This is a genomic window from Jatrophihabitans lederbergiae, assembly GCF_031845305.1.
In the GTDB taxonomy this organism is placed as follows: Bacteria; Actinomycetota; Actinomycetes; order Mycobacteriales; family Jatrophihabitantaceae; genus Jatrophihabitans_A; species Jatrophihabitans_A lederbergiae.
The window spans coordinates 22122-44405 of the sequence record NZ_JAVREH010000017.1 but is presented as its reverse complement, the minus strand read 5'-3'; the positions used below and the strand labels follow the sequence as shown (position 1 = coordinate 44405).

The 22284-nt window shown below is 68.9% G+C and carries 22 protein-coding genes; 9 read left to right on the top strand and 13 right to left on the bottom strand.

The window, feature by feature from the left end:
- Positions 1-34: 34 nt before the first annotated feature.
- Genes RM423_RS13415 through RM423_RS13405 form a run of 3 tightly spaced genes read left to right on the top strand, consistent with a single transcriptional unit; the run spans position 35 to position 2101 of the window.
- Entirely contained in the window at positions 35-781 is a 747-nt protein-coding gene (locus RM423_RS13415; RefSeq protein ID WP_311423541.1) for a sigma-70 family RNA polymerase sigma factor, read from the top strand.
- Positions 778-1062 carry a mycothiol system anti-sigma-R factor gene (rsrA, locus tag RM423_RS13410; protein ID WP_311423540.1) on the top strand — a complete coding sequence of 95 codons (285 nt, stop codon included), beginning with the start codon at positions 778-780 and terminating at the stop codon, positions 1060-1062. The genes RM423_RS13415 and rsrA overlap by 4 nt, the downstream gene beginning before the upstream one ends.
- A 10-nt stretch (positions 1063-1072) precedes the next feature.
- The gene (locus tag RM423_RS13405) at positions 1073-2101 is read left to right on the top strand and encodes a nitronate monooxygenase (protein WP_311423539.1); all 1029 of its coding nucleotides are present in this window, start codon (positions 1073-1075) and stop codon (positions 2099-2101) included.
- An 85-nt stretch (positions 2102-2186) separates the two neighbouring features.
- Here the strand turns inward: RM423_RS13405 and mctP are convergent, their stop codons facing one another.
- From mctP to RM423_RS13390, 3 genes are all read right to left on the bottom strand, one after another.
- Entirely contained in the window at positions 2187-3872 is a 1686-nt protein-coding gene (gene mctP / locus RM423_RS13400; RefSeq protein ID WP_311423538.1) for a monocarboxylate uptake permease MctP, read from the bottom strand.
- Complete coding sequence (locus tag RM423_RS13395) at positions 3869-4105, bottom strand: DUF3311 domain-containing protein (RefSeq protein WP_311423537.1); 237 nt, start codon at positions 4103-4105, stop codon at positions 3869-3871. Before RM423_RS13395 ends, mctP begins: the two co-directional genes overlap by 4 nt.
- A 120-nt stretch (positions 4106-4225) precedes the next feature.
- The gene (locus RM423_RS13390) at positions 4226-4957 is read right to left on the bottom strand and encodes a GntR family transcriptional regulator (protein WP_311423536.1); all 732 of its coding nucleotides are present in this window, start codon (positions 4955-4957) and stop codon (positions 4226-4228) included.
- 177 nt (positions 4958-5134) lie between these two features.
- Here RM423_RS13390 and RM423_RS13385 point away from each other — a divergent pair, with 177 nt between their 5' ends.
- Genes RM423_RS13385 through RM423_RS13375 form a run of 3 tightly spaced genes read left to right on the top strand, consistent with a single transcriptional unit; the run spans position 5135 to position 8631 of the window.
- Positions 5135-6175 (top strand): SIS domain-containing protein, encoded by a 1041-nt coding sequence (locus RM423_RS13385; RefSeq protein ID WP_396327712.1) that lies wholly within the window; start codon positions 5135-5137, stop codon positions 6173-6175.
- Positions 6172-7101: an N-acetylmuramic acid 6-phosphate etherase gene (locus RM423_RS13380; protein ID WP_311423534.1), complete on the top strand. Its 930-nt coding sequence runs from the start codon at positions 6172-6174 to the stop codon at positions 7099-7101. The genes RM423_RS13385 and RM423_RS13380 overlap by 4 nt, the downstream gene beginning before the upstream one ends.
- A gap of 24 nt (positions 7102-7125) precedes the next feature.
- Positions 7126-8631: a sensor histidine kinase gene (locus RM423_RS13375; RefSeq protein WP_311423533.1), complete on the top strand. Its 1506-nt coding sequence runs from the start codon at positions 7126-7128 to the stop codon at positions 8629-8631.
- Between the two features lie 61 nt (positions 8632-8692).
- Here the strand turns inward: RM423_RS13375 and RM423_RS13370 are convergent, their stop codons facing one another.
- Both RM423_RS13370 and RM423_RS13365 read right to left on the bottom strand, forming a co-directional pair.
- On the bottom strand, positions 8693-8944 hold the full coding sequence (locus tag RM423_RS13370; RefSeq protein WP_311423532.1) for a WhiB family transcriptional regulator: 252 nt from the start codon (positions 8942-8944) through the stop codon (positions 8693-8695).
- A 389-nt stretch (positions 8945-9333) separates the two neighbouring features.
- A complete protein-coding gene (locus RM423_RS13365; protein ID WP_311423531.1) occupies positions 9334-10308 on the bottom strand; it encodes a diacylglycerol/lipid kinase family protein in 975 nt (324 codons plus the stop codon).
- A 102-nt stretch (positions 10309-10410) separates the two neighbouring features.
- Between RM423_RS13365 and RM423_RS13360 the strand changes: the two genes are divergently transcribed.
- On the top strand, positions 10411-10842 hold the full coding sequence (locus RM423_RS13360) for a hypothetical protein (protein ID WP_311423530.1): 432 nt from the start codon (positions 10411-10413) through the stop codon (positions 10840-10842).
- A 98-nt stretch (positions 10843-10940) separates the two neighbouring features.
- On the opposite strand, the gene RM423_RS13355 is transcribed toward RM423_RS13360, so the two are convergent.
- Positions 10941-11630 (bottom strand): histidine phosphatase family protein, encoded by a 690-nt coding sequence (locus tag RM423_RS13355; RefSeq protein WP_311423529.1) that lies wholly within the window; start codon positions 11628-11630, stop codon positions 10941-10943.
- 104 nt (positions 11631-11734) lie between these two features.
- The gene (gene sodN / locus RM423_RS13350; protein WP_311423528.1) at positions 11735-12133 is read right to left on the bottom strand and encodes a superoxide dismutase, Ni; all 399 of its coding nucleotides are present in this window, start codon (positions 12131-12133) and stop codon (positions 11735-11737) included.
- A 100-nt stretch (positions 12134-12233) separates the two neighbouring features.
- On the opposite strand from sodN, the gene RM423_RS13345 reads away from it, so the two are divergent.
- Positions 12234-12611 (top strand): S24 family peptidase, encoded by a 378-nt coding sequence (locus tag RM423_RS13345; RefSeq protein WP_311423527.1) that lies wholly within the window; start codon positions 12234-12236, stop codon positions 12609-12611.
- A 78-nt stretch (positions 12612-12689) separates the two neighbouring features.
- On the opposite strand, the gene yczR is transcribed toward RM423_RS13345, so the two are convergent.
- Positions 12690-14186, bottom strand: a complete 1497-nt coding sequence (gene yczR, locus RM423_RS13340) for a MocR-like transcription factor YczR (protein WP_311423526.1) — start codon at positions 14184-14186, stop codon at positions 12690-12692.
- A 114-nt stretch (positions 14187-14300) separates the two neighbouring features.
- Between yczR and yczE the strand changes: the two genes are divergently transcribed.
- The gene (yczE, locus tag RM423_RS13335) at positions 14301-15023 is read left to right on the top strand and encodes a membrane protein YczE (protein ID WP_311423525.1); all 723 of its coding nucleotides are present in this window, start codon (positions 14301-14303) and stop codon (positions 15021-15023) included.
- A 15-nt stretch (positions 15024-15038) separates the two neighbouring features.
- Here the strand turns inward: yczE and RM423_RS13330 are convergent, their stop codons facing one another.
- From RM423_RS13330 to RM423_RS13310, 5 genes are all read right to left on the bottom strand, one after another.
- Positions 15039-15215: a DUF6104 family protein gene (locus RM423_RS13330; RefSeq protein ID WP_311423524.1), complete on the bottom strand. Its 177-nt coding sequence runs from the start codon at positions 15213-15215 to the stop codon at positions 15039-15041.
- A 26-nt stretch (positions 15216-15241) separates the two neighbouring features.
- Entirely contained in the window at positions 15242-16246 is a 1005-nt protein-coding gene (locus RM423_RS13325; RefSeq protein WP_311423523.1) for a Gfo/Idh/MocA family protein, read from the bottom strand.
- Positions 16247-16301: 55 nt separating this feature from the next.
- A complete protein-coding gene (locus tag RM423_RS13320) occupies positions 16302-20144 on the bottom strand; it encodes a multifunctional oxoglutarate decarboxylase/oxoglutarate dehydrogenase thiamine pyrophosphate-binding subunit/dihydrolipoyllysine-residue succinyltransferase subunit (protein WP_311423522.1) in 3843 nt (1280 codons plus the stop codon).
- A 178-nt stretch (positions 20145-20322) separates the two neighbouring features.
- Complete coding sequence (locus tag RM423_RS13315) at positions 20323-21084, bottom strand: hypothetical protein (RefSeq protein WP_311423521.1); 762 nt, start codon at positions 21082-21084, stop codon at positions 20323-20325.
- Positions 21081-22079: an ABC transporter ATP-binding protein gene (locus RM423_RS13310; RefSeq protein WP_311423520.1), complete on the bottom strand. Its 999-nt coding sequence runs from the start codon at positions 22077-22079 to the stop codon at positions 21081-21083. The genes RM423_RS13315 and RM423_RS13310 overlap by 4 nt, the downstream gene beginning before the upstream one ends.
- Between the last annotated feature and the right edge of the window lie 205 nt (positions 22080-22284).

Below are 22284 nucleotides of genomic sequence, written 5' to 3'. Positions count from 1 at the left end.
ATCACGAGAACGCCGCACAGGCGAAGGAGCCACCATGCTGGTGCTGGACCATCCCGGACGGGTCACCGTACGGGCAGCCGATCGCGACGTGGCCGTTACCGCACCCGTAAGCTCGCAGGAGCCGGACCGCAATCCTGATCCGGCAGTCGAGACGAAAGGTACGACAGTGGCCGAGGAGAGTGTCGAGGAGCGTCGAGCCCGGTTCGAGCGTGACGCTCTACCATTCCTCGACCAGCTGTACGCCGCGGCAATGCGGATGACGCGCAACCCGGCTGACGCCGAGGACCTGGTGCAGGAGACGTACGTCAAGGCCTTCGCCGCGTTCCACCAGTTCCAAGAGGGCACGAACCTCAAGGCGTGGCTGTACCGCATTCTCACCAACAGCTTCATCAACACCTACCGCAAGAAGCAGCGCCAGCCGCAGCAGTCGAGTTCGGACACGATCGAGGACTGGCAGCTGCACGCGGCGGAATCCCACAGCTCGAGCGGGCTCCGGTCCGCCGAGATGGAGGCGCTGGATCACCTGCCGGACTCCGACGTCAAGGATGCCCTGCAGTCCTTGCCGGAGGATTTCCGGCTCGCTGTCTACCTCGCCGATGTCGAGGGCTTCGCTTACAAAGAGATAGCCGAGATCATGGACACGCCGATCGGCACGGTCATGTCCCGGTTGCACCGCGGCCGCAAGCAGTTGCAGGTGCAGCTCGCCGACTACGCGCGCGGCAGGGGACTGGTCAAGACAGGCTCCGCGAGCTCGGTCGATGCCGAAGGAGGCAAGTCATGACCGGCTTCGGTCCTGGCGGAATGGATTGTGACGAGGTACTCGCCGACGTATACCTGTACCTCGACGATGAGACCGATCCCGCGGTACGCCAGCGGATCCGTAGCCACCTCGACGATTGTGGGCCATGCCTGCGGCGGTTCGGCCTCGAGCAGGACGTGAAGGTGCTGGTGGCCCGAAGCTGCGGCGGCGATGTCGCCCCGGCGAGCCTCAAGTCCCGGATCCGCGTCCGGCTGACCGAGGTCGTCATCGAGACCGGTTCGGTGGAGTACCGCGCCGACTGAGGTCGGCGCCATGCCGGACCCGCTCGCATTCACTCGACTGCTTCGCACGCCGCTGATCCTCGCCCCGATGGCCGGTGGGATCAGTACTCCAGAGCTCCTGCGGGGGGCCTCGCGCGGTGGTGCTCTCGGGTTCTGGCCGGGGGGTTACCAGACTCCTGAACAGCTGGCCGACAAGCTCACCGCGCTGAAGCGGGCCGGCTCCAGCGCGTTCGGTGTCAATCTCTTCGTCCCGGCGGACGAATTCGAGCGCCGTCCCGAGGCGATTGCCGCCTATGCGCGGGCTCTCGAACCCGAGGCGCGCCGGTTGGGCGTGGAACTGGGGTCAGCGGTCCGGGTCGACGACTGGTTCACCGGCAAGGTGGCCGTCCTGACGGCCGATCCGGTTGCCGCCGTGAGCTTCACCTTCGGCCTGCCGCCCGAGGCCGCACTGGCAGCGCTACGAGCAGTGGGCAGCGTGCTGATCGCGACGGTGACCAACCCCGCCGAGGCCAGGGCGGCAACCCAGGCCGGCATGGACGCGCTCTGCGTGCAGGCCGCCGTCGCCGGCGGTCACCGCGGCACGTTCGGTAACTATCCCGGGTCCACGCTGCCGCTGGCAGAGCTGTTGGCGGCGGTGCGCGAGGTCAGCCCACTTCCGATGATCGCGGCCGGCGGCATCTCGTCGGCCGCTGAGCTGGGCGCGGCACTGCGGGCCGGTGCCGTGGCCGGCCAGGTCGGCACGGCGTTCCTCGCCTCGTCCGAGTCCGGCGCCTCGTCCGCGCACCGGGTGGCGTTGACCGCTCCGGGCGCGAGAACCGCTGTGACCCGGGCCTTCACCGGTCGGCCGGCGCGAGCGCTCGTCAACGAGTTCCTGCTGCGCTACGGGGCCGAAGCTCCGGCCGCCTATCCCGACGTGCACGCGCTGACAGCGCCGCTGCGGCGTGCCGGTGCGGCGGCCGGGGACGCCTCCGTGCTCGCAATGTGGGCCGGGACGGGACACGCGCGGGCCAGAAACAGCTCTGCTGAGCAGATCGCGTCCGATCTGCTCAGCAGAGTGTGAAGCCCGGTCCGCGCCGGCTGGTACCTACTGTCGCCGGGCTGGCGCCGGCTCGTGCCTATTGTCGCCGGTCCGCGCCGGCTCGTGCCTACTGTCGCCGGGCTGGCGCCGGCTCGGCGAGCCCGCCGTCCGTGCCTGGAACGGCCTCGGCCGGAGCGGCGGCCTCGGAGTAGTAGTCCGCCGGCACCGTGTGGTCCGTGCCCGCCGGCGCCTTGATCGCGCGCAGGATCAACGTTCCCACCACCGCGACCACCACGTTCAGCACCAGAGCCGAGATCGCGATGTACACCTTCGTGTGCGTGTACGGGAAGGTTGCGATCGAGCCGCCGAAGTGGCGCGTCGCGGCAGACTTCTGGTGATAGGCCGCGACCGTTCCGTAGACCATGCCGACGGCCCAGCCGGCGAGCAGTGCCCAGCGGTGCAGCCACCGGGTGTAGAGACCGATCACCACCGCGACCAGAGTCTGCAGGATCCACACGCCGCCCAGCAGTTGCAGGTTGATCGCGTTCTGCTTGTCCAGAGCCAGCACGAAGATCAGCGCGCCGAACTTGACGACCAGCGACGTGATCTTCGAGACCTGGGCCTCGTGCTTGGGCGAGGCCCCCTTGGCCAGGTACTCCCGGTAGATGTTGCGCGTGAACAGGTTGGCCGCGGCGATCGACATGATTGCGGCCGGCACCAGGGCGCCGATGGCAATGGCCGAGTACGCGACTCCGGCGAACCAGCTCGGGAACTCGTCGCGGAAGAAGTGCGGCACCGCCAGTTGCGGATTCGGCTTGCCGTCGCTGCCGATGATCGAGGTCTTCGACGCGATGGCGGCGTACCCGAGCAGCGCCAGCAGCCCCAGCATCAGCGAGTAGACCGGCAGGATCGAGGTGTTGCGCCGGATCACGTTGCGCGACTTGCCCGACAGCACGGCCGTCATCGAGTGCGGATAGATGAAGAGCGCGAGCGCGGACCCGAGCGCCAGCGTGGAGTACGCCCAGTAGTTGTTGGACGCGGGGATGAACACGCCGGTCGGCGCGCCGGTCTTCGTCTTGGTGGCCATCTTGGTCTCGGCGGCCTGGAACAGGTGGTGGAAGCCGACGTGCACCCCGACGTACACGGTCGCCACGGCGATGACCAGGTAGACCAGGCTGTCCTTGACGAAGGCGATGATCGCCGGCGCGCGGAGCCCGGACGAGTACGTGTACGCGGCCAGCACGGCGAAGGCGATGAGCAAGGGCAGGTCGCGGACGAAGGCGTTGCCGCGACCGCCGATGCCGATGGTGTCGATCACGGCCTGGATGCCGACAAGCTGAAGCGCGATGTAGGGCATGGTCGCGACGATCCCGGTGACCGCCACGGCCAGCGCGAGCAGCCTGGAGTCGAACCGTCCCCGGACGAAGTCCGCGGCGGTGACGTAGCCCAAGCTGTGCGAGACCGACCACATCCGGGGCATGAAGACGAAGACGATCGGATAGATCAGGATCGTGTACGCGATGGCGAAGAAGCCGGATACCGCTCCGGTCGCATACATGGCAGCCGGGACCGCGATGAACGTGTAGGCGGTGTAGAGATCGCCGCCCAGCAGGAACCAGGTGACGACGGTGCCGAAGCTGCGGCCACCCAGACCCCATTCCTCCAGCGAGGCAGGTGCGCCGGTGCGCCGCCAGTTGGCCGCCCAGAAGCCGCCGATCGTCACCAGGACGAAGAAGAACAGCAGGACGCCGAGGGCGACGCCGTCCACCTTGGTGCCGGCTGCCAGTGTCACTGCCGAGTGTGTGCCGTTCATCGGTTCACCCGCTTGCGGTCGCGGTCGACGAGCAGGTACGCGGACCCGGTGAACAGGCCGCTGAGCAGTACCCAGAGCATCTGATACCAGTAGAAGAACGGGAAGCCCCAGAGCTCGGGACCTCTTCTTGCATAGATCGGGACGATCAGCAGCGCCAGCACCGGGATGGCGAGCAGAATCCCGACAAGGACGGCGACACCGGGCGATAGCCGGGGTCGAGGGGTATCAGACATGACGGCCTTCCTAGGTAAAAGGACGGGTCAAAATCTAAACCACGCTGTGTGTTGCCGATGTTCGCCACGCACGCGCGCCAGGCGCCGGTTGTCTAGGCGTCGGTTGTACGGAAAGGGCTCTCAGGACGAGGAGCCGGGCGCGCCGAGCCGGGCGACGAAGGTGTAACGGTCACCGCGGTACCAACTGCGGACCCACTCGACGGGCACGCCCTCGGCGTCCATGCTGTGCCGCGACAGGATCAGCATCGGCGCACCGGTGTCGGTGGCGAGCAATCCCGCCTCGCGCGGCGACGCGGGAGCGGTCTCGATGGTCTCGACGGCGTCGACCGCGGTAACCCCCCACTCCTCTTTGAGCACCCGGTACAGCGAGCTGGTCTGGCGCAGGGACTTCGCCAGGCCGGGAAACCGGCGCGCTGACAGGTGCGACTGCTCCAGCGCCATCGGCGAGCCGTTGACCACGCGCAGCCGCTCGATCCGATGCACCTGCGCGCCGACTTTGAGCCGCAGCAGCTCGGCGATCTCGGCTGTGGCCGGCACCCGCTCGGCCGATACCAGGGTGGTTTCGACCTTCAGTCCCGAGGATTCCGCCTGCTCGGTGAAGCTCGACATCTGCAGCGGCCATGCCAGCTTCGGCTCGGCCACGTAGGTCCCCGAGCCCTGCCGGCGGACCAGCCGGCCCTCAGTGACGAGTTCACTCAGCGCCTGCCTGACTGTGGTACGCGAGGTGATGAGCAGCTCGGCGAGCTCACGCTCGGTCGGCACCGGGGTACCGGCGGGATACTCGGCGATCAGCTCCAGCAGGTGCCGCTTGACGAGGTAGTATTTCGGTTCTCGTCGTTGGTCTTCGATCACGGCTGTCCTTCCTGGGCGCGCTTAGGCCGGTATCCCATCTCGCCGACGCAGTGGTCTATACCATTGACTTCGAACCGATGATGAGCCACGCTACTAATTTGTCTAGTCCAATTCGAATAGTGGATAACTGACGCGCAAGGGGAGATACAGCCGGTGGATCAGCAGCCAGGCCGACTGATGAAGGCCGAGATCGCCGAGCAGCCCGCCATGCTCCGCCGGATCGTAACCGACGGAGGCGCCGACATCGCGTCGGTCGCCGCCGAAATCGGCCGGCGCCGGCACCGGTTCGTGCTGCTCGCGGCCCGCGGAACCTCGGACCACGCCGCGCTGTACGCCAAGTACCTGGTCGAGGTCCGGCTGGGCCTGCCCGCCGGTCTGGTGTCGCCCTCGTCGATGACCGTCTACGGAGCGCGGCCGCGGCTGACCGACGTCCTGTTCCTGGCCGTCAGCCAGTCCGGCGGCTCTCCCGATCTGATCGATTCGCTGACCGCCGCCCGCGAGTGCGGCGCGACCACCGTCGCGGTCACCAACAACGCCGCGTCGGCGCTCGCGCGGGCGGCCGAGTTCTCCGTCGACGTGCGGGCAGGCGCGGAGCTGGCGGTGGCCGCCACCAAGACCTACACCGCCGAATTGCTGGCGCTGTACCTGCTGCTCTCGCCACTGGCCGAATCGGGTACGGGTGCGCTCGGTGCTGAGGTGGCCGCGCTGGCGGACGCGGCCGACGCGACGCTGGCCCTGGAGCCCGGCGTGGTCGAGGCCGCGGCAAGGTATCGCTTCGCCAATCGACTGGTGACCACCGCGCGGGGGTTCTCGTACCCGACGGCCCGAGAGGCCGCGCTGAAGCTGATGGAGACGTCGTACCTGGGCGCGCAGGCGTTCTCCGGCGCGGACCTGCTGCACGGGCCGATGGCGATGATCGACGCGGAGCTGCCGGTGATTGCCGTGGTGACGCCGGGCCCGGGCGGTCAGGCGATGGTGCCGGTCCTGGAGCGGCTGCGGCAGCGCGAGGCCGACCTGCTCGTCGTCGGGGGAGTGCCCGAGAGTCAGCAGGGCATGCCGGTTCGTACCCTGCCGGTGGTGACGTCCGGTGTTCCCGAGCAGCTGCAGCCGATCCTCGAGATCCTGCCGCTGCAGTTGCTCGCGATGCACGTCGCCCTGGAGCGCGGCGGTGATCCGGACGCGCCGCGCGGCCTGTCGAAGGTGACCGAGACGTGGTGAGCGTGCCGCTCACCGACGTGCCACTCACCGACGAGCCACTGTCGGTCGTGCGGGACGCTCCGTTGCCGGGCCCACCCGATCTCGACCTGCTGGACACCGACGACGCCGTCAGCGCCGTGCTCGCCGGTCAGGAACACGTCGCCGGGGTGGTGCGCTCGGCGCAGCCGCAGATCACCCGGGCGGTGGATCTGCTCACCCGGGCTTATGAGGGCGGCGGCAGGCTGCTGCTCTTCGGCGCCGGCGCCTCCGGGCGGCTGGCCGTGCAAGAGGCGGTCGAGGTACCGGGGACGTACGGCATCCCGGCGGAGCGCATCCAGGCCCGGGTGGCCGGTGGCGGCTCCGGGCACCTGGTCGGCACCGATCAGGCCGAGGACGACACCGACCTCGCCCTGACCGACTTCGCCGAGCTGGCGGTGACCGGGCTGGATGCCGTCATCGCGGTCGCGGCGAGCGGCCGCACGCCCTACACCTGCGCCATCGCCCGCAGCGCCCGGCAGGTGGGTGCCGAGGTGGTCACGGTGACCAACGTGGCGGGTTCGCCGCTGGCCGCGCTGGCCGACGTGGCGATCGAGGTGGCGGTCGGTGCCGAGGTGGTCGCCGGTTCGACCAGGCTGGCCGCCGGGACCGCGCAGAAGCTGGTGCTCAACGCGCTGACGACCACGACGATGATCCGGCTCGGCCACGTGCACGGCCACTACATGGTCGATGTGGTGGCAGCCAACGAGAAGCTCCGGCACCGGATCAGTGGCGTGGTGGCCGACAGCACCGCGCACACCGCGGCCGAGGCGTGGGCCGCGCTGGAGCGCTGCGACTGGAATGCCCGCGCGGCCATCGTGCACCTCGCCACCGGGGCCGACCCCGCTACCGCCGCGCGGCAGGCCGGCCGGTCTCGCACCGTCCGGGAGGCCGTTGCGGCGCTGCGGTAAGGGTTGTGGCACTCTCAGGCCACCATGTCAGCTCTGTCAGACCTTCTTGCCAGCGAGACCACGCTCGACGACGACCAGACGGCGCACCTGCAACAGCTCGTCGCGGAGTGGCAGCTGCTGTCGGACATGTCGTTCGCGGATCTATTGCTGTGGGTTCCGACCGCGACCGACGGCGAGTTCCTCTGTGCCGCCCAGTGCCGGCCGACGACGGGGGCGACCGCCTACCAGCATGATCGGGTGCACGAACGGCTCAGTGGCACGCGGGCGGCGGCGCTGCGGATAGCGGTCACCGAGTCGCGGATCTTCCGGGAGTCCGATCCCGACTGGGAGGGCGACACCCCGATCCGGCGGGAGGCGATTCCGATCGTCCACCGCGACACCACCATCGCGGTGCTGGGACGCGACAGCAACCTGACGAGCGTGCGCAGCCCCAGTCAACTCGAACTGGCGTACCTGCAGAGCGCGGCGGACCTCGCGACGATGGTGGCGACGGGCAAGTTCCCCGGACCGGCGAGTGAGCGTGAAGAGGGCGCGGCGCCCCGGGTCGGTGACGGCATGGTCCGGGTGGACAGCGACGGCAAGGTGCTCTACGCCAGCCCGAACGGCTCGTCCGCGCTACGGCGGCTGGGCTTCAACGCCAACCTGCTGGGGGAGTCCTTCGCCGAGGCGGTCGGCGCCCTGGCCCGTGACCCGTTCAAGGCAGCAGACCTGGCGGAGATGATGGCCCACGCGCTGCGCGGCGTGCACCCGATCTCACGCGAGATCGACGGTGGCGGGGCCATCGTCCGGTTCCGGGCCATTCCGCTCTACCCGCGAGGCGACTCACTCGGCGCGCTGGTGTTACTGCAGGACGTGACCGAGCTGCGCCGCCGCGACCGTCAGCTGCTGAGCAAGGATGCGACGATCCGAGAGATCCACCACCGGGTGAAGAACAACCTGCAGACAGTGGCGGCGTTGCTCCGGTTGCAGTCCCGCCGGGTCGCGAACCCCGAGGCGCGGGTGGCGCTGGAGGAGTCGATGCGGCGGGTGTCCTCCATCGCGCTGGTGCACGAGACCCTCTCGTCGGCGATCGACGAGGAGGTGGCGTTCGACGAGGTCGTCGACCGGCTGCTCGCGATGCTGGCCGATGTCACCGGCGCGGGCGGCCGCGTCCAGGTGCGCCGCACCGGCAGCTTCGGTGAGCTGTCCGCGGAACTCGCGACGCCGCTGGTGATGACGCTGACGGAGCTCGTCGGCAACGCCGTGGAACATGGTTTTCCGGATGGTAAAGCCGGCTCCGTGACGGTCACCGGTCAACGCGCGCGAGGCGTGCTGACCGTCCAGGTGACCGATGACGGAGCCGGCTTGCCGGATACGTTCTCGTTGGACCGTACCGATCGGCTTGGACTACAGATCGTTCGAACCCTTGTCGACGCGGAACTCGGCGCTGCCCTCGACATCAGTCGCCGTGGAGCCGGCCAGGCAGGCACAGAGGTGTCTCTGCGGATTCCGCTGAGCCGCACTGACCGCGGATCGCTGGCCGGTTCGTAGCTGTTCCGGCGTGGGATTCGGTGTGCCCGGGTCGGTGACGGGTGCGACCCGATGAGGGCGCCTAGGACATTCGAGCGCGAGCGCGGGCGTTGCGACGCTTGAGCGCGCGGCGTTCGTCCTCGCTGAGGCCGCCCCACACTCCCGCATCCTGGCCGCTCTCGAGAGCCCAGGCAAGGCACTCTGACATTACGGGACAGCGACGGCACACGGCCTTCGCTTCTTCGATCTGCATCAATGCCGGACCGGTGTTACCGATCGGAAAGAACAGTTCCGGGTCCTCGTCGCGGCATACCGCGCGGTGACGCCAGTCCATTGGGTGGATCTCCTAACTTGGCTGAATCTGCGAGTTGGCCAGCATGGAGCCGTCCGAGCAGTGCTTGTGAATTCTTTCACGAGCAGCCAATTTGTTCAAGGGCTTACACCTGTGTGACCGCCACTGTCACCTGTGGTGATGCCTCAAGGCTGCTCCCACTGCTTGGAGCGCAGGCGGCCTGGAGGTCGTCCCTTCCAGGCCTCCCTTCCAGCTTGCCTCCTCCAGCGTCGCGGACGGAACGGCAACGAGCAAGCCCTAACCCGTGCTCACGTGCTGAGCGTTCACTATACACAGCCTATTCACAGCTGGGATGGGTATTTCAACAAGTCCGGCAAGCTGCCTGCTGCCGTGACCCACTGCCTATCGGAGCGCCGACCTCGGAGCCCTGACTAGGAGTAGACCCGCAGCGCCTTCGGCACGCTGCGGAAGTGGATGGACTCCCGCTCGTCGAGGGAGTCCCCATCGACCTGGAAGGGGAGCGGACGCGACGCCCGCAGTACGAAGTCGTGCGCGTCGTGCGCGACGTAGCCGCCCAATACCCGGAGCGCCCGCCGGGCCCGGGCCGCCGCGCTGACCGGACCCGCCGCGCTGCTGGCCGACGCCTGACGTGACCGGACCATCGATGCCGCCGACAGCAGGATACCCGGCGCTCCCATTCGGGTCCGGGCGTAGACATCGAGCCCGGTGTCGAAGGACGCGTCCGGAGTCGGCGAGACGGGACGGTTGCCGAGGAACGTCCACGGGTCGCTGTTGGTCACCAGAGCCATGTGCAGCTTGCTCACCGTTGGTCCGCCGGCGATCTCGAGGGTGAGCGCGGGCGAGTGACGCTGCTGCTGGAAGAAGGTCTTGACGGCCGTGCGCACGTACAGCGGATGGGTAGAGGTCTTGCCACGCCGGCGGTGCGCCTCGACGGCCGCTACCACCGCGGCGTCGTAGCCGAAGCCGGCAGTGAAGGCGAACCAGCGGTCATCAGCCAGGCCCAGGCCGATCTCGCGTCGCCGGCCGCCGGCGAGTGCCGCCATCAGGATGGACGTCGCCTCGACCGGGTCGTTGGGCAGGCCGAGGGCGCGCGCGAAAACATTGGTCGAACCGCCGGGAACGACGGCCAGCGCGGGGACGCCCGGATGCACCCCGTCGGTGAGCAGGCCGTTGATGACCTCGTTGACGGTCCCGTCACCGCCCAGGGCAACCACCACGTCCACGCCGTTCCGCATCGCCCGGCAGGCCAGGGCAGCGGCGTGGCCGCGGTTGGCTGTCTCTTCGACCTTGAGCTTGACGTCGGTGGCGAGTGCGTGCACGACGACGTCACGCTGGCGAACGGTGGTCGCGGTCGCTCGGGGGTTCGACACCACAAGGACGCGCACCTGATGGACTCTACCCGCCGGTAGCGGCCCCAGCCGCCGGCGATCAGGATGGCGATCGAGGCGGCACGCGGGCTCGGTGACCGCCTGCAATACCCTGCTGTCGTGGCTGATCCCGAAGGCAAGACGACTCCGACGGTGCCTGATCCGATGCCTGGTCCGGTGCCTCGTCCGGTCCGGCTCGCGGCGATCCTGGTTTTCGTCGAGGCGGCGGCGCTGGCGGTGACCGCGGTCGCGCTGCTGGTGCTGGCGTTCGTCCACACCTCGACCCGGCTGTGGGCGGCGCTCACGGTGGCGGGCTTCGCCCTGCTGGGCGCCGTGGTGCTGGCCCTGTGCGCGCGGGGCCTGGCGCGGCTGCGCCCGAGCGCCCGGTCGCCGATCGTGGTGGTGCAGATCATCGCGCTGCCGGTCGGATATTCACTCGGCTTCCAGAACGGCCGGTTCCTGCTCGCCGTGCCGATGCTGATCCTCGCCGTGGCGGTGTTGGTGCTGCTGCTCAGCAAGCCGTCCCGGGAGGCGCTGGACCGCGTCCTCTGAGACGGTCCGCCACGCGGCGGTTGAACCGATCCCGGTCACGCTCAGCTGATGCGGCCGACGTCCGACCAGCGCCGCGCCAAGCCGGAGGTCGGAGTTGCTCACGTCGTCGCCCGGCCCGCGGCGACGATGGAGCTGTCGACATTCCAGCGCAGCAGCACCGGCCGCTCGTGCTCGTACCCGAGGCTCGAAACCGCACCGGTGGACATCCAGTAGTGCCTGCCCGCGGTCACCGGCTCACCGAGCCAGCGCGCGGCCAGGCACCTGCTGGTGTGGCCGTGAGTGAAGACCAGCACGGGCCCGGACGGCCGGCTCGCAGCGATGCGGTTCAGCAGGCCGTCCAGCCGGGCCGTGATCGCGGCCTCGTCCTCGCCGCCGGGAATTGGTCCGGACCAGATCGACCAGTCGGGATAGTCCTGCTGGATTTCGGGCGTGGTGAGGCCCTCCAGTTGCCCGTAGTCCCACTCGGCGGCCTCGACGGTTCGCTCGTCCGGCGGGAAGCCGGCAAGCTCAGCGGTCCGCCACGCGCGCTGCAGATTCGAGCTCACCACCAGCGCGGGGATGCTCGATCCCAGAACGGCGCGGACCAGTTCGCCGGACGTCCGAGCCTGGTCTTCGCCCGTCTCGGTAAGCGGAATGTCGGTGCGCCCGGTGTGCTGGCCACTGCGGCTCCACTCGGTTTCGCCGTGCCGGACAAGCACCAGCGCAGGAGCGGTATTCTTCGCCGGCCAGCCGCCGTACGTGCTCGGGGCGGGGGAGTGTGCGGAGTGTTCGCCAGCTGACCGGAGCATTTTTCGAGGCTAACAGTTGGCCGCCGCGGCGGCGGGTCTCCTGGACCCGCTGCGGAACAGGCAGTGTGAGGCCCCGCAATTCAACGGATTGCGGGGCCTCATCCTCATGCCGCCTTCTTGGTCTCCCAGAAGATGGTGTCGATCTCGGCAATCATGTCGAGCAGCTTCTGGCCCTCGGCCGGATCCACCGAGCTCTTGCCACCGGAGGCACCGGCCTGCTTGGTGGCCTTGTTGAACAGCTCGTGCAGCTGCGGGTATTTCTCGAAGTGCGCAGGCTTGAAGTAGTCCGTCCACAGCACCCAGAGATGGTGCTTCACCAGATCGGCGCGCTGCTCCTTGATGAGCAAGGCGCGGGTCCGGAAGATCGGGTCCTCGTTGGCCTGGTACTTCTCCTGGATCGCCTTGACGGACTCTGCCTCGATGCGGGCCTGGGCCGGGTCATAGACACCGCAGGGCAGGTCGCAGTGCGCCGAAGCGGTGATCTGACGACGTATCAAGCGCATGACATCTCCTTGGATCGTGACATGATGCGCGCCCCTTCGCAGGACGCCCTGGCCGACCCTACTCCCACGCGACTGCCCGAATCAGGCAGCATCCATGGTTATGGACACGCTGATTCCGTGGCAGCGAGTGCGGGTGGACGGGTATTCGATGACTCCCACGCTCGCACCCGGAGACCTCGTGCTGGTGCGCCACGGCGCCGGGGTACGGCCTGGCGCGATCGTGCTGGGCCGCTTCCGGGTGCTGCCCGGAGTGCCGGTGCTCAAGCGTGCCGTCTCACCGCGTGACGGTGGCTGGCTGCTCACCAGCGACAACGCCCGGGCCGGTTCGGATTCCCGGCAGCACGGGGTGGCTGACGTCCAGGCCCGAGCGGTGTGGATCTGGCATCGGCGGCTCGGAGGAGTTCGCGGTACGCGGTGGTCGGCGATCCGGCGGTGGGTGGGAGAGCCCGCGCGGGTACGTCCAGCCCTCGACCTGTAGCGGCTGCCACCGTCCAGGCAACTGACCTGTTGTCGGGTTGCTATAGCGATCGCAGGGCAGGTCAATCTGACGAGGGGCTCAGGCCGGCACCAGCGCGCCGCTGGGGCGGCGCACCTGGCGGGGGCCCAGATCGGCCCATGCCTGTGCCATCCGCTCGACCGCCGTCGCGAGCTGCGCGGGGGGCAGCGCGAACGGAATGCGCAGGTAGCGCTCCAGCGTGCCGTCGACGGCGAAGCGCGATCCGGGCGTGAGCAGCACGCCGCGTTGCTCCAGCAGGTGCGTCAGCGGCGTGGCGCCGGGCGCATCGAGGGTCACCCAGGTGGACAGCCCGCCGGCCGGATAGCTCGGCTGCCAGGCGGGCAGGCGCGCGCCGAGTTCGGACAGCAGCGCGTCACGCTTGACGATCAGCTCCGCCCGGCGGCGGGCCGCAATGGAATCCATGTCGGCCAGCGCCTCATCGGCAACCAGCTGGTCCAGCACCGAGCCGCCCATGTCCGAGCGCGCGCGGATCATGGCCAGTCGTGACACGGTGTCGGGGTCGGTGCGGATCCAGCCGATCCGCAGGCCACCCCAGATCGGCTTGGAGAGCGAGCCGATGCTCACCACCCCGTCGTCGATGGCCGCCATCGGCATCGGCCGCTCGATCGGGGTACCGGTGCTGTCGGCAGCTCCGCTGCCCCTGGGGTTGTGCTCGCGGAGGTCCAGGTCGATGAACGACTCGTCGGCAATCACGGTCGTTCCCGAGCCCCGAGCGGCCGCCAGCAGCTCGTGCCGCTGGTCGTCGCCGATCAGGGCCCCGGTGGGATTGTTGAAGTCCGGTATGAGAAAAGCCAATCGCGGGGACGTCTGGAGCAGGGCATTGCGCAGCGCGGCGGCGTCCCAGCGGCCGTCCGGGCCGAACGGGACGGCGACCACCCGGCCACCGTGCGAGCGGATCGCGTCCAGCGCGCCGGGGTACGTCGGAAGCTCGGTCACGACGCGGTCGCCGGGGTGCAGCTGCAGTCGCAGCAACAGGTCCAGAGCGTGCTGGGCGCCGTTGGTCACCAGGATCTGGTCCGCGTCCGTGCACACTCCGCGATCGGTGTAGCGGCGGGCGACGCGCTCCCGGAGTGCGCTGATGCCGTACGGCTGGTAACCGATGTCGCCGGTGTGCTGGCTCAGTTGCCGCAGCGCCCGGGTGGCAGCTGCTTCCAGCACCCCCGGCAGCGTCGGCATCGCGGCGATCGACAGGTCCAGCACGTTGACGCCCTCGTCCTGGCGGTTCAGCCGACCGCCCGGGCCGGACACCCGGGAACCGACCGGCAGGCGCAGATAGCTGCCCGAGCCGCGGCGGCGGACGAGCAGGCCGTCCTCGGTCAGCTGCTGGTAAGCGGCGGTCGCGGTGGAGCGGCTCAGCTGGAGGACGGCCGCGAGGTCCCGCTCGGACGGCAGCCGGACGCCGGGCGCGACGCGGCCGTCGAGCAGCAGGGTGGCTACCGCGGTGCTGAGGGCGCGGTAGCGGGGACCGGGGAGCTGGCCGAGGTCGGGAAGCAACGCGGCGAGAGCGCGTGCTCCGATGCTTCGAGGGCTGTCCACCCGGCCAGTGTGGGTCAAGTGGCCTGGTTCTCCTAGTGGTCAGCGCGATTTCCAGGCCACTTTGTCGGCAGTGGTCCTGGCTGGAGGCAGCGATGGACCGGAATGCTGGGAAGTATGGGAATCTCCGCCCGTCCGGGCCCGCTGGTTGAGCATGACGTCGCTCGGTGGGCCCGGCGGTTGACGCAGCTGTACGTGGGCCTGGTGCTCTTCGGCGTGTCGGCGGGGATGCAGGTCCGCGCCGGCCTGGGCCTGGACCCGTGGGACGTGCTGCACCAGGGCATTGCCCAGCGGGTGCACCACGCGATCGGTACGGTCGCGATCGTGCTCGGCGCCTTGGTGCTGCTGCTGTGGTGGCCGCTGCGGCAGCGACCGGGCGTGGGAACCGTCAGCAACGTCGTGGTTGTCGGGCTGGCACTGAACGCCACGCTCGTGGCGCTGCCGCCCCAGCACGGCTACCCGGCGAAGATCGCGATGCTGCTCGGCGCGATCGTGCTCTGCGGGCTGGCCAGCGGCATGTACATTTCCGCCGGTCTGGGCCCCGGTCCGCGCGACGGCCTGATGACCGGTCTGGCGCGCCGCACGGGGTTGTCCGTCCGGATCGTCCGCACCGGCATCGAGTTGACCGTGCTCGCCTGCGGGTGGCTGCTGGGCGGCTCGGTCGGCGTCGGCACCGTCCTGTTCGCGTTGGCCATAGGCCCGATCACCCAGCAATTCATGACCGTGTTGCGGATACCGGGGGTCCCGCAGGGGCACGAGGGCAAGCGGCCACGGACCGGCCCGCAGCCGCCCGGCGGCCGCGACCTTGCGTGCTGCTCGGACAGCAATGGTCCGGCCTAGTCGTCCTCGTCCGGCCTAGTCGTCCTCGTCGTCGGCGCGGGCCAGCCAGGTCGCGAAGCGCTCCACCGGAATCTCGAACTCGGGATGGACGTCCACGAACGTCTGCAGCCGCTCGGCAACCCAGGCCAGGGTGACTTGCTCGTCGCCGCGCCGGGTCTCGAGTTCCTCGATGCCGCGATCAGTGAAATACACGCTGCCCCCTCAGGTTGGCCGGGCGGTCACTCGCCCGGATAGCGGACGCCGAGTTCGGCGCGCGCGTCGTCGAGCAGCCCCAGGATGGCGATGGTGTCGGCGTGCGGGATCACCGGGCTCTCGACCAGGCCGGCCCGCAGGCAGCGGGCCACCTCGGCCACCTCGGGGCCGTAGCCGGCGGACTCCGGGCCGATCGGGTCCGGCAGCTCGGTCTGCTCGCCGTCGCTCAGCACCGTCAGGCCGGTCGGACGGTAGAAACGCCCCTGGGTCTGGACCCAGCCCCTGGTGCCCAGGATCAACCCCCGGTTGGGCATGGCGTGCGGCGCCGAGCAGGACAGCTGGGCGTCCCGGCCGTCGGAGTAGCCCCACTGCATCGCGACGGAGGCGTCACTGCCGGTCGGCGCCAGCGAGCCCATGGTGGACACGGTGTCGGGGCGTCCCAGGAACAGCCAGCCGAACGTCACGGGGTAGATGCCGAGGTCGAGCAGCGCGCCACCGCCGTTGGCCATGTCGTAGAGCCGGTGCGTCGGATCGAATGACCGCCCCAGCCCCAGCTCGGCGCGGACTGCCACCACGTCACCGATCGCGCCGTCGGCGATCAGCCGCTGGGCCGTGCCGATCAGCGGATTCGTACGCATCCACATGGCTTCCATCGCGAAGACGTCAGCGGCCCGGGCGGCGTCGAACACCGCGGTGGCCTGCGCGGCGTTCAGGCACACCGGCTTCTCGATCAGCACGGCCTTGCCTGCCTGGACCGCCATCAGGGCCTGGTCGTGGTGGGACGGGTGCGTCGTCGCCACGTAGATGACGTCCAACTCCGGATCGTCCACCAGTTGCTGGTAATTCCCGTACGAGCGAGGGATGGCGAACCGGGACGCGAAGTCCGCCGCCCGCTCGGCGCTGCGCGCGCCCACCGCGGCGAGGATGTTGCCCTCGGCGCGCGCGATGTCGGCGGCGACCTTGGACGCGATGCCGCCCGCGCCGAGAATGCCCCAGCGGATCGGACGGTCCTGCGGAATGGGTGCTGGCATGAGTCCTGAATCTAGTGCACGCCCAGCCGGCACCCGTCCGGGCAAGTGCGCCGGGCTAGCCGAGCGCCGTCGCGACGACCTCGCGCTGCTGGCTCTCGTGCACGCTGGACGAGCCGACCGCCGGCGAGGCCGAGGCCTTGCGCGAGGCGCGGTAGATCGGCCGGTTGTCGCCCTTGGCCGCCAGCCGTTCGGGCAGGTTGAGGGCGATGAACGGGTACGGTCCCTGGTTCGCCGGCTCCTCCTGGGCCCAGACGAGCTGTGCTTTCGGGTACTTCGCCAGCTCGTCGGCAAGCTGGTCAGCCGGCAGCGGGTAGACCTGCTCCACCCGGACGATGGCGACGTCCTCGCGGTCGGCCTCTTTGCGAGCGGCCGCCAGGTCGTAATAGACCTTTCCGCTGCACAGCACCACGCGCGTCACGTCGGCCGGGTTCACCGTGTCGTCGCCGATCACCGGCCGGAAGGTACCGGTGGTGAACTCGTCCAGCTGGCTCACCGCGGCCTTCAGGCGCAGCAGCGACTTCGGGGTGAAGGCGATCAGCGGGCGGCGAATCGTGGACATGGCCTGGCGCCGCAGCAGGTGGAAGTAGTTCGCCGGCGCCGAGCACATCGTGATGGTCATGTTGTTCTCGGCCGCCATCTGCAGGAATCGCTCGGGCCGGCCGGACGAGTGGTCCGGCCCCTGGCCCTCGTAGCCGTGCGGCAGCAGCAGCGCCACCGAGGAACGCTGGCCCCACTTGGCCTCACCGGAGGCGATGAACTCGTCGATGATGATCTGAGCGCCGTCGGCGAAGTCACCGAACTGGGCCTCCCACGCCACCAGCGAATCCTCGTTGGCCACCGAGTAGCCGTACTCGAAGCCCATCGCGGCGTACTCCGACAGCAGCGAGTCGTATGCCCGGAAGGGCGCCTTCGCGCCGGGGATGTGCCGCAAGGGGGTGTACTCGTCGCCATTCATCCGGTCGATGAGCACGGCGTGGCGCTGGGTGAACGTGCCGCGACGGGAGTCCTGGCCGGCCAGGCGCACCGGGTGCCCGTCGACGGTCAGCGAGCCGAAGGCCAGCAGCTCCGCGGTCGCCCAGTCCACGTCGCCGGCCGTGGTCTGGGCGACGCGCCGGTCGATCTGCGGCTTGAGCCGCGGGTGCACGGTGAAGCCGGTCGGATGGTTGGCGTACAGGTCGCCGATCGTCTTGATGAGCTCCGCCGAGATCGCGGTGGACTCCGGGTGCTGGTGCGGGGTCTCATCCATCACCGGCTCGGGACGCGGCTTGCCGCTGGCGCCCCGGGTCTCGAGAAAGACCTTCTCCAGTTGCGCCTGGAAGTCCTTGAGCGCCTCTTCGGCGTCCTCGATCGTGATGTCGCCACGGCCGATCAACGCCTCGGTGTAGAGCTTTCGCACGCTGCGCTTGTTGTCGATGATGTCGTACATCAGCGGCTGCGTGAACGAGGGGTTGTCGGCCTCGTTGTGACCGCGGCGCCGGTAGCACACCATGTCGATCACGACGTCCTTCTTGAACCGCAGCCGGTACTCCACGGCCAGCTTGGCGACCCGGACGCAGGCCTCGGGGTCATCGCCGTTGACGTGGAAGATCGGTGCCGAGATCATCCGGGCGACGTCGGTGCAATACAGGCTGGAGCGCGACTGCGCGGGCGAGGTGGTGAAGCCCACTTGGTTGTTCACCACGACGTGCACCGTGCCGCCGGTGCGGTAGCCCCGCAGCTGCGACAGGTTCAGCGTCTCGGCCACGACACCCTGGCCGGCGAAGGCCGCGTCACCGTGCATGAGTAGCGGCAGGACGGTGAAGCCGTCCTCGCCCTTGTCGAGAATGTCCTGCTTGGCGCGGACGATTCCCTCCAGCACCGGGTTGACCGCCTCGAGGTGCGACGGGTTCGCGGTCAGCTCGACGGCGATCTGCGAGCCGTCGGCGCCGGTGTACGTGCCGTGCGCGCCGAGGTGGTACTTCACATCACCCGAGCCCTGCGCGGTGCCCGGGTCGATGTTGCCCTCGAACTCGTTGAAGATCTTGGCGTACGGCTTGCCGACGATGTTGGCCAGCACGTTGAGCCGGCCCCGGTGCGGCATGCCGATGACGACCTCGTCCAGGCCCTGGCTGGCCGAGGACGCCAGCACGGCGTCGAGCAGCGCGATCACCGTCTCGCCACCTTCGAGGCTGAAGCGCTTCTGGCCGACGTACTTCGTTTGCAGGAAGGTCTCGAACGCCTCCGCCACGTTGAGCCGGGACAGGATGTGCTTCTGCTCGGCCCGGGTCGGCGCGTCGTTCGGAACCTCGATGTTCTGCTGGATCCAGGCGCGCTCTTCGGGATCGATGATGTGCATGTACTCGACGCCGACCCGGCGGCAGTACGCGTCGCGCAGCACTCCGAGGATGTCGCGCAGTTTCATCAGTTTCTGGCCGGCGAAGCCGCCCACCGGGAACTCGCGGTCCAGGTCCCACAGGGTCAGCCCGTGCTTGGTGATGTCGAGGTCCGGGTGCGTCCGGATCTTGAACTCGAGCGGGTCGGTGTCGGCCATCAGGTGGCCCGAGGTCCGGTAGGCGTTGATCAGTTCGATGACCCGGGCGGCCTTGTCGATCTGGCCCTCGTGGCTGAACTCCCGATCGGTCAGCCAGATGGCCGGCTCGTACGGGATGCGCAGCGCGGCGAAGATGTCGTAGTAGAAGTTGTCCTCGCCGAGCAGCAGCTGGTGGACCCGCCGCAGGAAGTCACCGGACTGGGCGCCCTGGATGATGCGGTGATCATAGGTCGAGGTCAGCGTCATCGTCTTGGAAATACCCATGTCAGAAAGGGCATCCGGGTGCATTCCACTGAATTCGGCGGGGTATTCCATCGAGCCGACTCCGACGATGGTTCCCTGGCCCTGCATCAGACGGGGCACCGAGTGGTTCGTTCCGATGGTGCCCGGGTTGGTGAGGCTGATCGTGGAGCCGGCGAAGTCGTCGGCGGTCAGCTTTCCCGCGCGCGCCCGCCGGATGATATCCTCATAGGCAGCCCAGAATTGGGCGAAGTCCATCTGCTCGGCGCCCTTGATGGCGGCGACCACCAGCGAGCGGCCACCGTCCTTGCCCGGCAGGTCGATCGCCAGGCCGAAGTTCACATGCTCCGGGACGACCACCGCGGGCTTGCCCTCGGGCGTCAGGGCGAACGAGTTGTTCATCTCGGGAAGGTCGTGCAGCGCGCGTACGACGGCATACCCGATCAGATGCGTGAAGCTGACCTTGCCGCCGCGAGCCCGGCGCAGGTGGTTGTTGATGATGATGCGGTTGTCGGCGATGAGCTTGGCGGGGACGGCGCGCACGCTGGTCGCGGTCGGAATCTCCAGCGATGCCTGCATGTTGGTGACGACCTTGGCCGGCGCCCCGCGCAGCACCGTCACATGGTTCGAGCCGTTCACCGTCGGGGCGACGGTGGGGTTGGTCCACGCCGGCCGGTCGGCTGTACTGCTGGTGGCGGACCCGCTGCTGGTTGTACTGCCCTTGGTCGTGCTGCCATTGCTGGCGCTGCTGTTGGGGGTGCTGACCGACTTCGCCGCCACGCTGCTGGCCAGACCGGCGCCGTCGCTGGCCTGGGCGGCCACCGTCACGGCCGGAGCCGCCTGAGCGGGCGCGCTCGCGGCCTCGGTTCGCGCGGCCTCGGTTCGCGGGGCCTCGGTCTTCGGCTCGTCGGGCAGTTCTGGCTGCTCGGCCGGGGACTGCTTGGCCGAGGACTGCGCTACCGGACCGACTGCGGGCCGGTAGTCGGCGAAGAAGTCGTGCCAGGCTGCGTCCACCGAGTTCGGGTTGGCCAGGTAACGCTCGTACATCTCCTCGACGAGCCACTCGTTCGCGCCGAAGTCCAGGCGAGATGCGGATGATTCACTGCCGGTCGAGGACTGCGCGGTCACGTTGTCGGCCACCTTCTCAGTGCGTGCGTAAGCCTGCGTGGGGGACGCGCCGAACCACGTGGGCGAAAAACGCGAGCTAGGGCGCAACCCAAGGATCGAGACTACCCGCGATGCCGTCCTGAGGGCATGACGAACAAGCACTGGTCGCGGCACCGCTCCGTGCGGTTGCTCACAGACCTCAGCTGATGTCGCGGTGCAGGCTCAATTGTCCGCCGCCGACCAGCAGTGCCAATGCCCAGACCAGGAAGACCAGCCCCCCGACCGCGGGTGCGAGCAGGTGCACGTCCGACGGACCGTTGTCGAGGTGGCCGTTGGACGTGAAGGCGGTCATGGCACCACCCGGTGTGTAGGCGTAGCCCTTGCGCACCAGCGGCAGGAAATGCAGCAGATTGTCCAGCAGGAAGAAGTACACGATGCCGAACACCATTGCCGCGGCCTGATTGCGGATCAGGGCGCCGAGCCCAAGACCGAACATGCCGGTGAGCACGAGCGACAGGAACGCCTTGAACACGCCGCCGGCCACGCCATGGCCGTACTCGAGCGGAATCGACTGCGCGGACAGCCAGACGATGACCATGGCGAAGTTGAGCACGATGCAGATAACCGCGTAGAGCACCGCGAAAATGGCATACGAGGCCGCCTTGCCGGCGAGCAGCAACCACCGGTTCGGCGTTGCCAGCAGCGTGGGGGTGATCGTCTTGTGCCGGAACTCGGTGGTGAGCCCGAGCAGTCCCAGCACCAGCAGCGCGACGCCGGCGCCCTGGGACTGGGTGAACAGGCCGTAGTAGTCGACCGGGTTGCCGTTGCGGTGATCGTCGATGGCGGTCACGATGGGGCCGATGGTGCCCAGCGCGGTGAAGGCGACCGCCAGCACCACCATCCAGAACCACACCTGGGTGCTGCGGATCTTCAGTACCTCGGACTTGATCAGGCCGATCATCGCTGGACGCTCCCGTACGGCTGGTTCTGTGGGTTCTGCTGGTTCTGGCCGCTCGGTGGCAGCATCGGCCCGCGCGGCGGGCCACCGTGCACCATGCCGGGCGCGTCCAAGTTCGCGCCGCGGTGTTCACCCTCCGTCAGCGTGAAGAACAGCTGTTCCAGGTCGAACCGCTCCAGGCTGAGCTCGTACAGCTCGACATTGTTGACGAACGCCAGGTGCCCGATGCGGTTCAGCTCGTCGGCGTGCACCCGCAGCGAGCCGTCGGCCTCGGCGGTGCCGCTCATCCCCGCACCGGCCAGCGCCTGCTGCAGCGGGCCCAGGTTCGGCCCGCGGACCACCGCGGTCGCGGATCCCGCCGAGAGCTCGTCGAGCGTTCCGGCGCGCACCAGCTTGCCTCGGTTGAGGATCACCGCACGGTCAGCGACCTCCTGCACCTCGGCGAGCTGGTGGCTGGATACCAGCACCGTACGGCCCTCGCCGGCCAGGTGCCGGAAGAAGCCCCGGAGCCAGCGGATGCCCTCGGGGTCCAGACCGTTCGCGGGCTCGTCCAGGATCAGCACCCGCGGGTCGCCGAGCAGCGTGCCGGCCAGGCCGAGGCGCTGGCGCATGCCCATCGAGTAGCCCTTGGTCTTCTTCTTCGCCGCATCCGTCAGGCCGACCAGGTCGAGCATCTCGTCGGCTCGGCGCGCCGGCAGTCCGGCTGCGGCGCAGTAGATCCGCAGGTGCTGGCGGCCGGTGTGCGCGGGGTGGAAGCTCGACGCTTCGAGCGCCGCCCCGACCGTCTGCAGCGGGTGGCTGAGCGACTCGTAGGTCTGGCCGTTGATGGTCGCGACACCGGACGTCGGGCGCACCAGGCCGAGCAGCATGCGGAGGGTGGTCGTCTTTCCCGCGCCGTTGGGGCCGAGGAAGCCGGTGACCGAGCCGGGCTCGACGGTGAAGCTCAGTTGATCCACCGCTCGCTGGGTGCCGAACACCTTCGTCAGATTGTCGACCACGATCCGGCCTTCGCGCCGGTCCGCAGCGGAACTCTGGGCCGCGGGACTATCGGCGTTGGGGCTCACTCGTTGTCCGACTGGGTCATGCGGCTATCCAAACATCATCGCTTGCCAGGTGCAGGCACTTTTCACATTCCGCTCTCAGACTCCTGCCAGCAAGGCGACCGACCGCTGCTGAGAGCCGATCCGCGACCCGGGCCTTGAT

Coding starts and splice junctions, on each gene's coding strand:
- RM423_RS13415 (WP_311423541.1), top strand. CDS start 35: ATGCTGGTGCTGGACCATCCCGGACGGGTCACCGTACGGGCAGCCGAT.
- rsrA (WP_311423540.1), top strand. CDS start 778: ATGACCGGCTTCGGTCCTGGCGGAATGGATTGTGACGAGGTACTCGCC.
- RM423_RS13405 (WP_311423539.1), top strand. CDS start 1,073: ATGCCGGACCCGCTCGCATTCACTCGACTGCTTCGCACGCCGCTGATC.
- mctP (WP_311423538.1), bottom strand. CDS start 3,872: ATGAACGGCACACACTCGGCAGTGACACTGGCAGCCGGCACCAAGGTG.
- RM423_RS13395 (WP_311423537.1), bottom strand. CDS start 4,105: ATGTCTGATACCCCTCGACCCCGGCTATCGCCCGGTGTCGCCGTCCTT.
- RM423_RS13385 (WP_396327712.1), top strand. CDS start 5,135: ATGAAGGCCGAGATCGCCGAGCAGCCCGCCATGCTCCGCCGGATCGTA.
- RM423_RS13375 (WP_311423533.1), top strand. CDS start 7,126: ATGTCAGCTCTGTCAGACCTTCTTGCCAGCGAGACCACGCTCGACGAC.
- RM423_RS13370 (WP_311423532.1), bottom strand. CDS start 8,944: ATGGACTGGCGTCACCGCGCGGTATGCCGCGACGAGGACCCGGAACTG.
- RM423_RS13355 (WP_311423529.1), bottom strand. CDS start 11,630: ATGCTCCGGTCAGCTGGCGAACACTCCGCACACTCCCCCGCCCCGAGC.
- sodN (WP_311423528.1), bottom strand. CDS start 12,133: ATGCGCTTGATACGTCGTCAGATCACCGCTTCGGCGCACTGCGACCTG.
- RM423_RS13345 (WP_311423527.1), top strand. CDS start 12,234: ATGGACACGCTGATTCCGTGGCAGCGAGTGCGGGTGGACGGGTATTCG.
- yczE (WP_311423525.1), top strand. CDS start 14,301: ATGGGAATCTCCGCCCGTCCGGGCCCGCTGGTTGAGCATGACGTCGCT.
- RM423_RS13325 (WP_311423523.1), bottom strand. CDS start 16,246: ATGCCAGCACCCATTCCGCAGGACCGTCCGATCCGCTGGGGCATTCTC.
- RM423_RS13315 (WP_311423521.1), bottom strand. CDS start 21,084: ATGATCGGCCTGATCAAGTCCGAGGTACTGAAGATCCGCAGCACCCAG.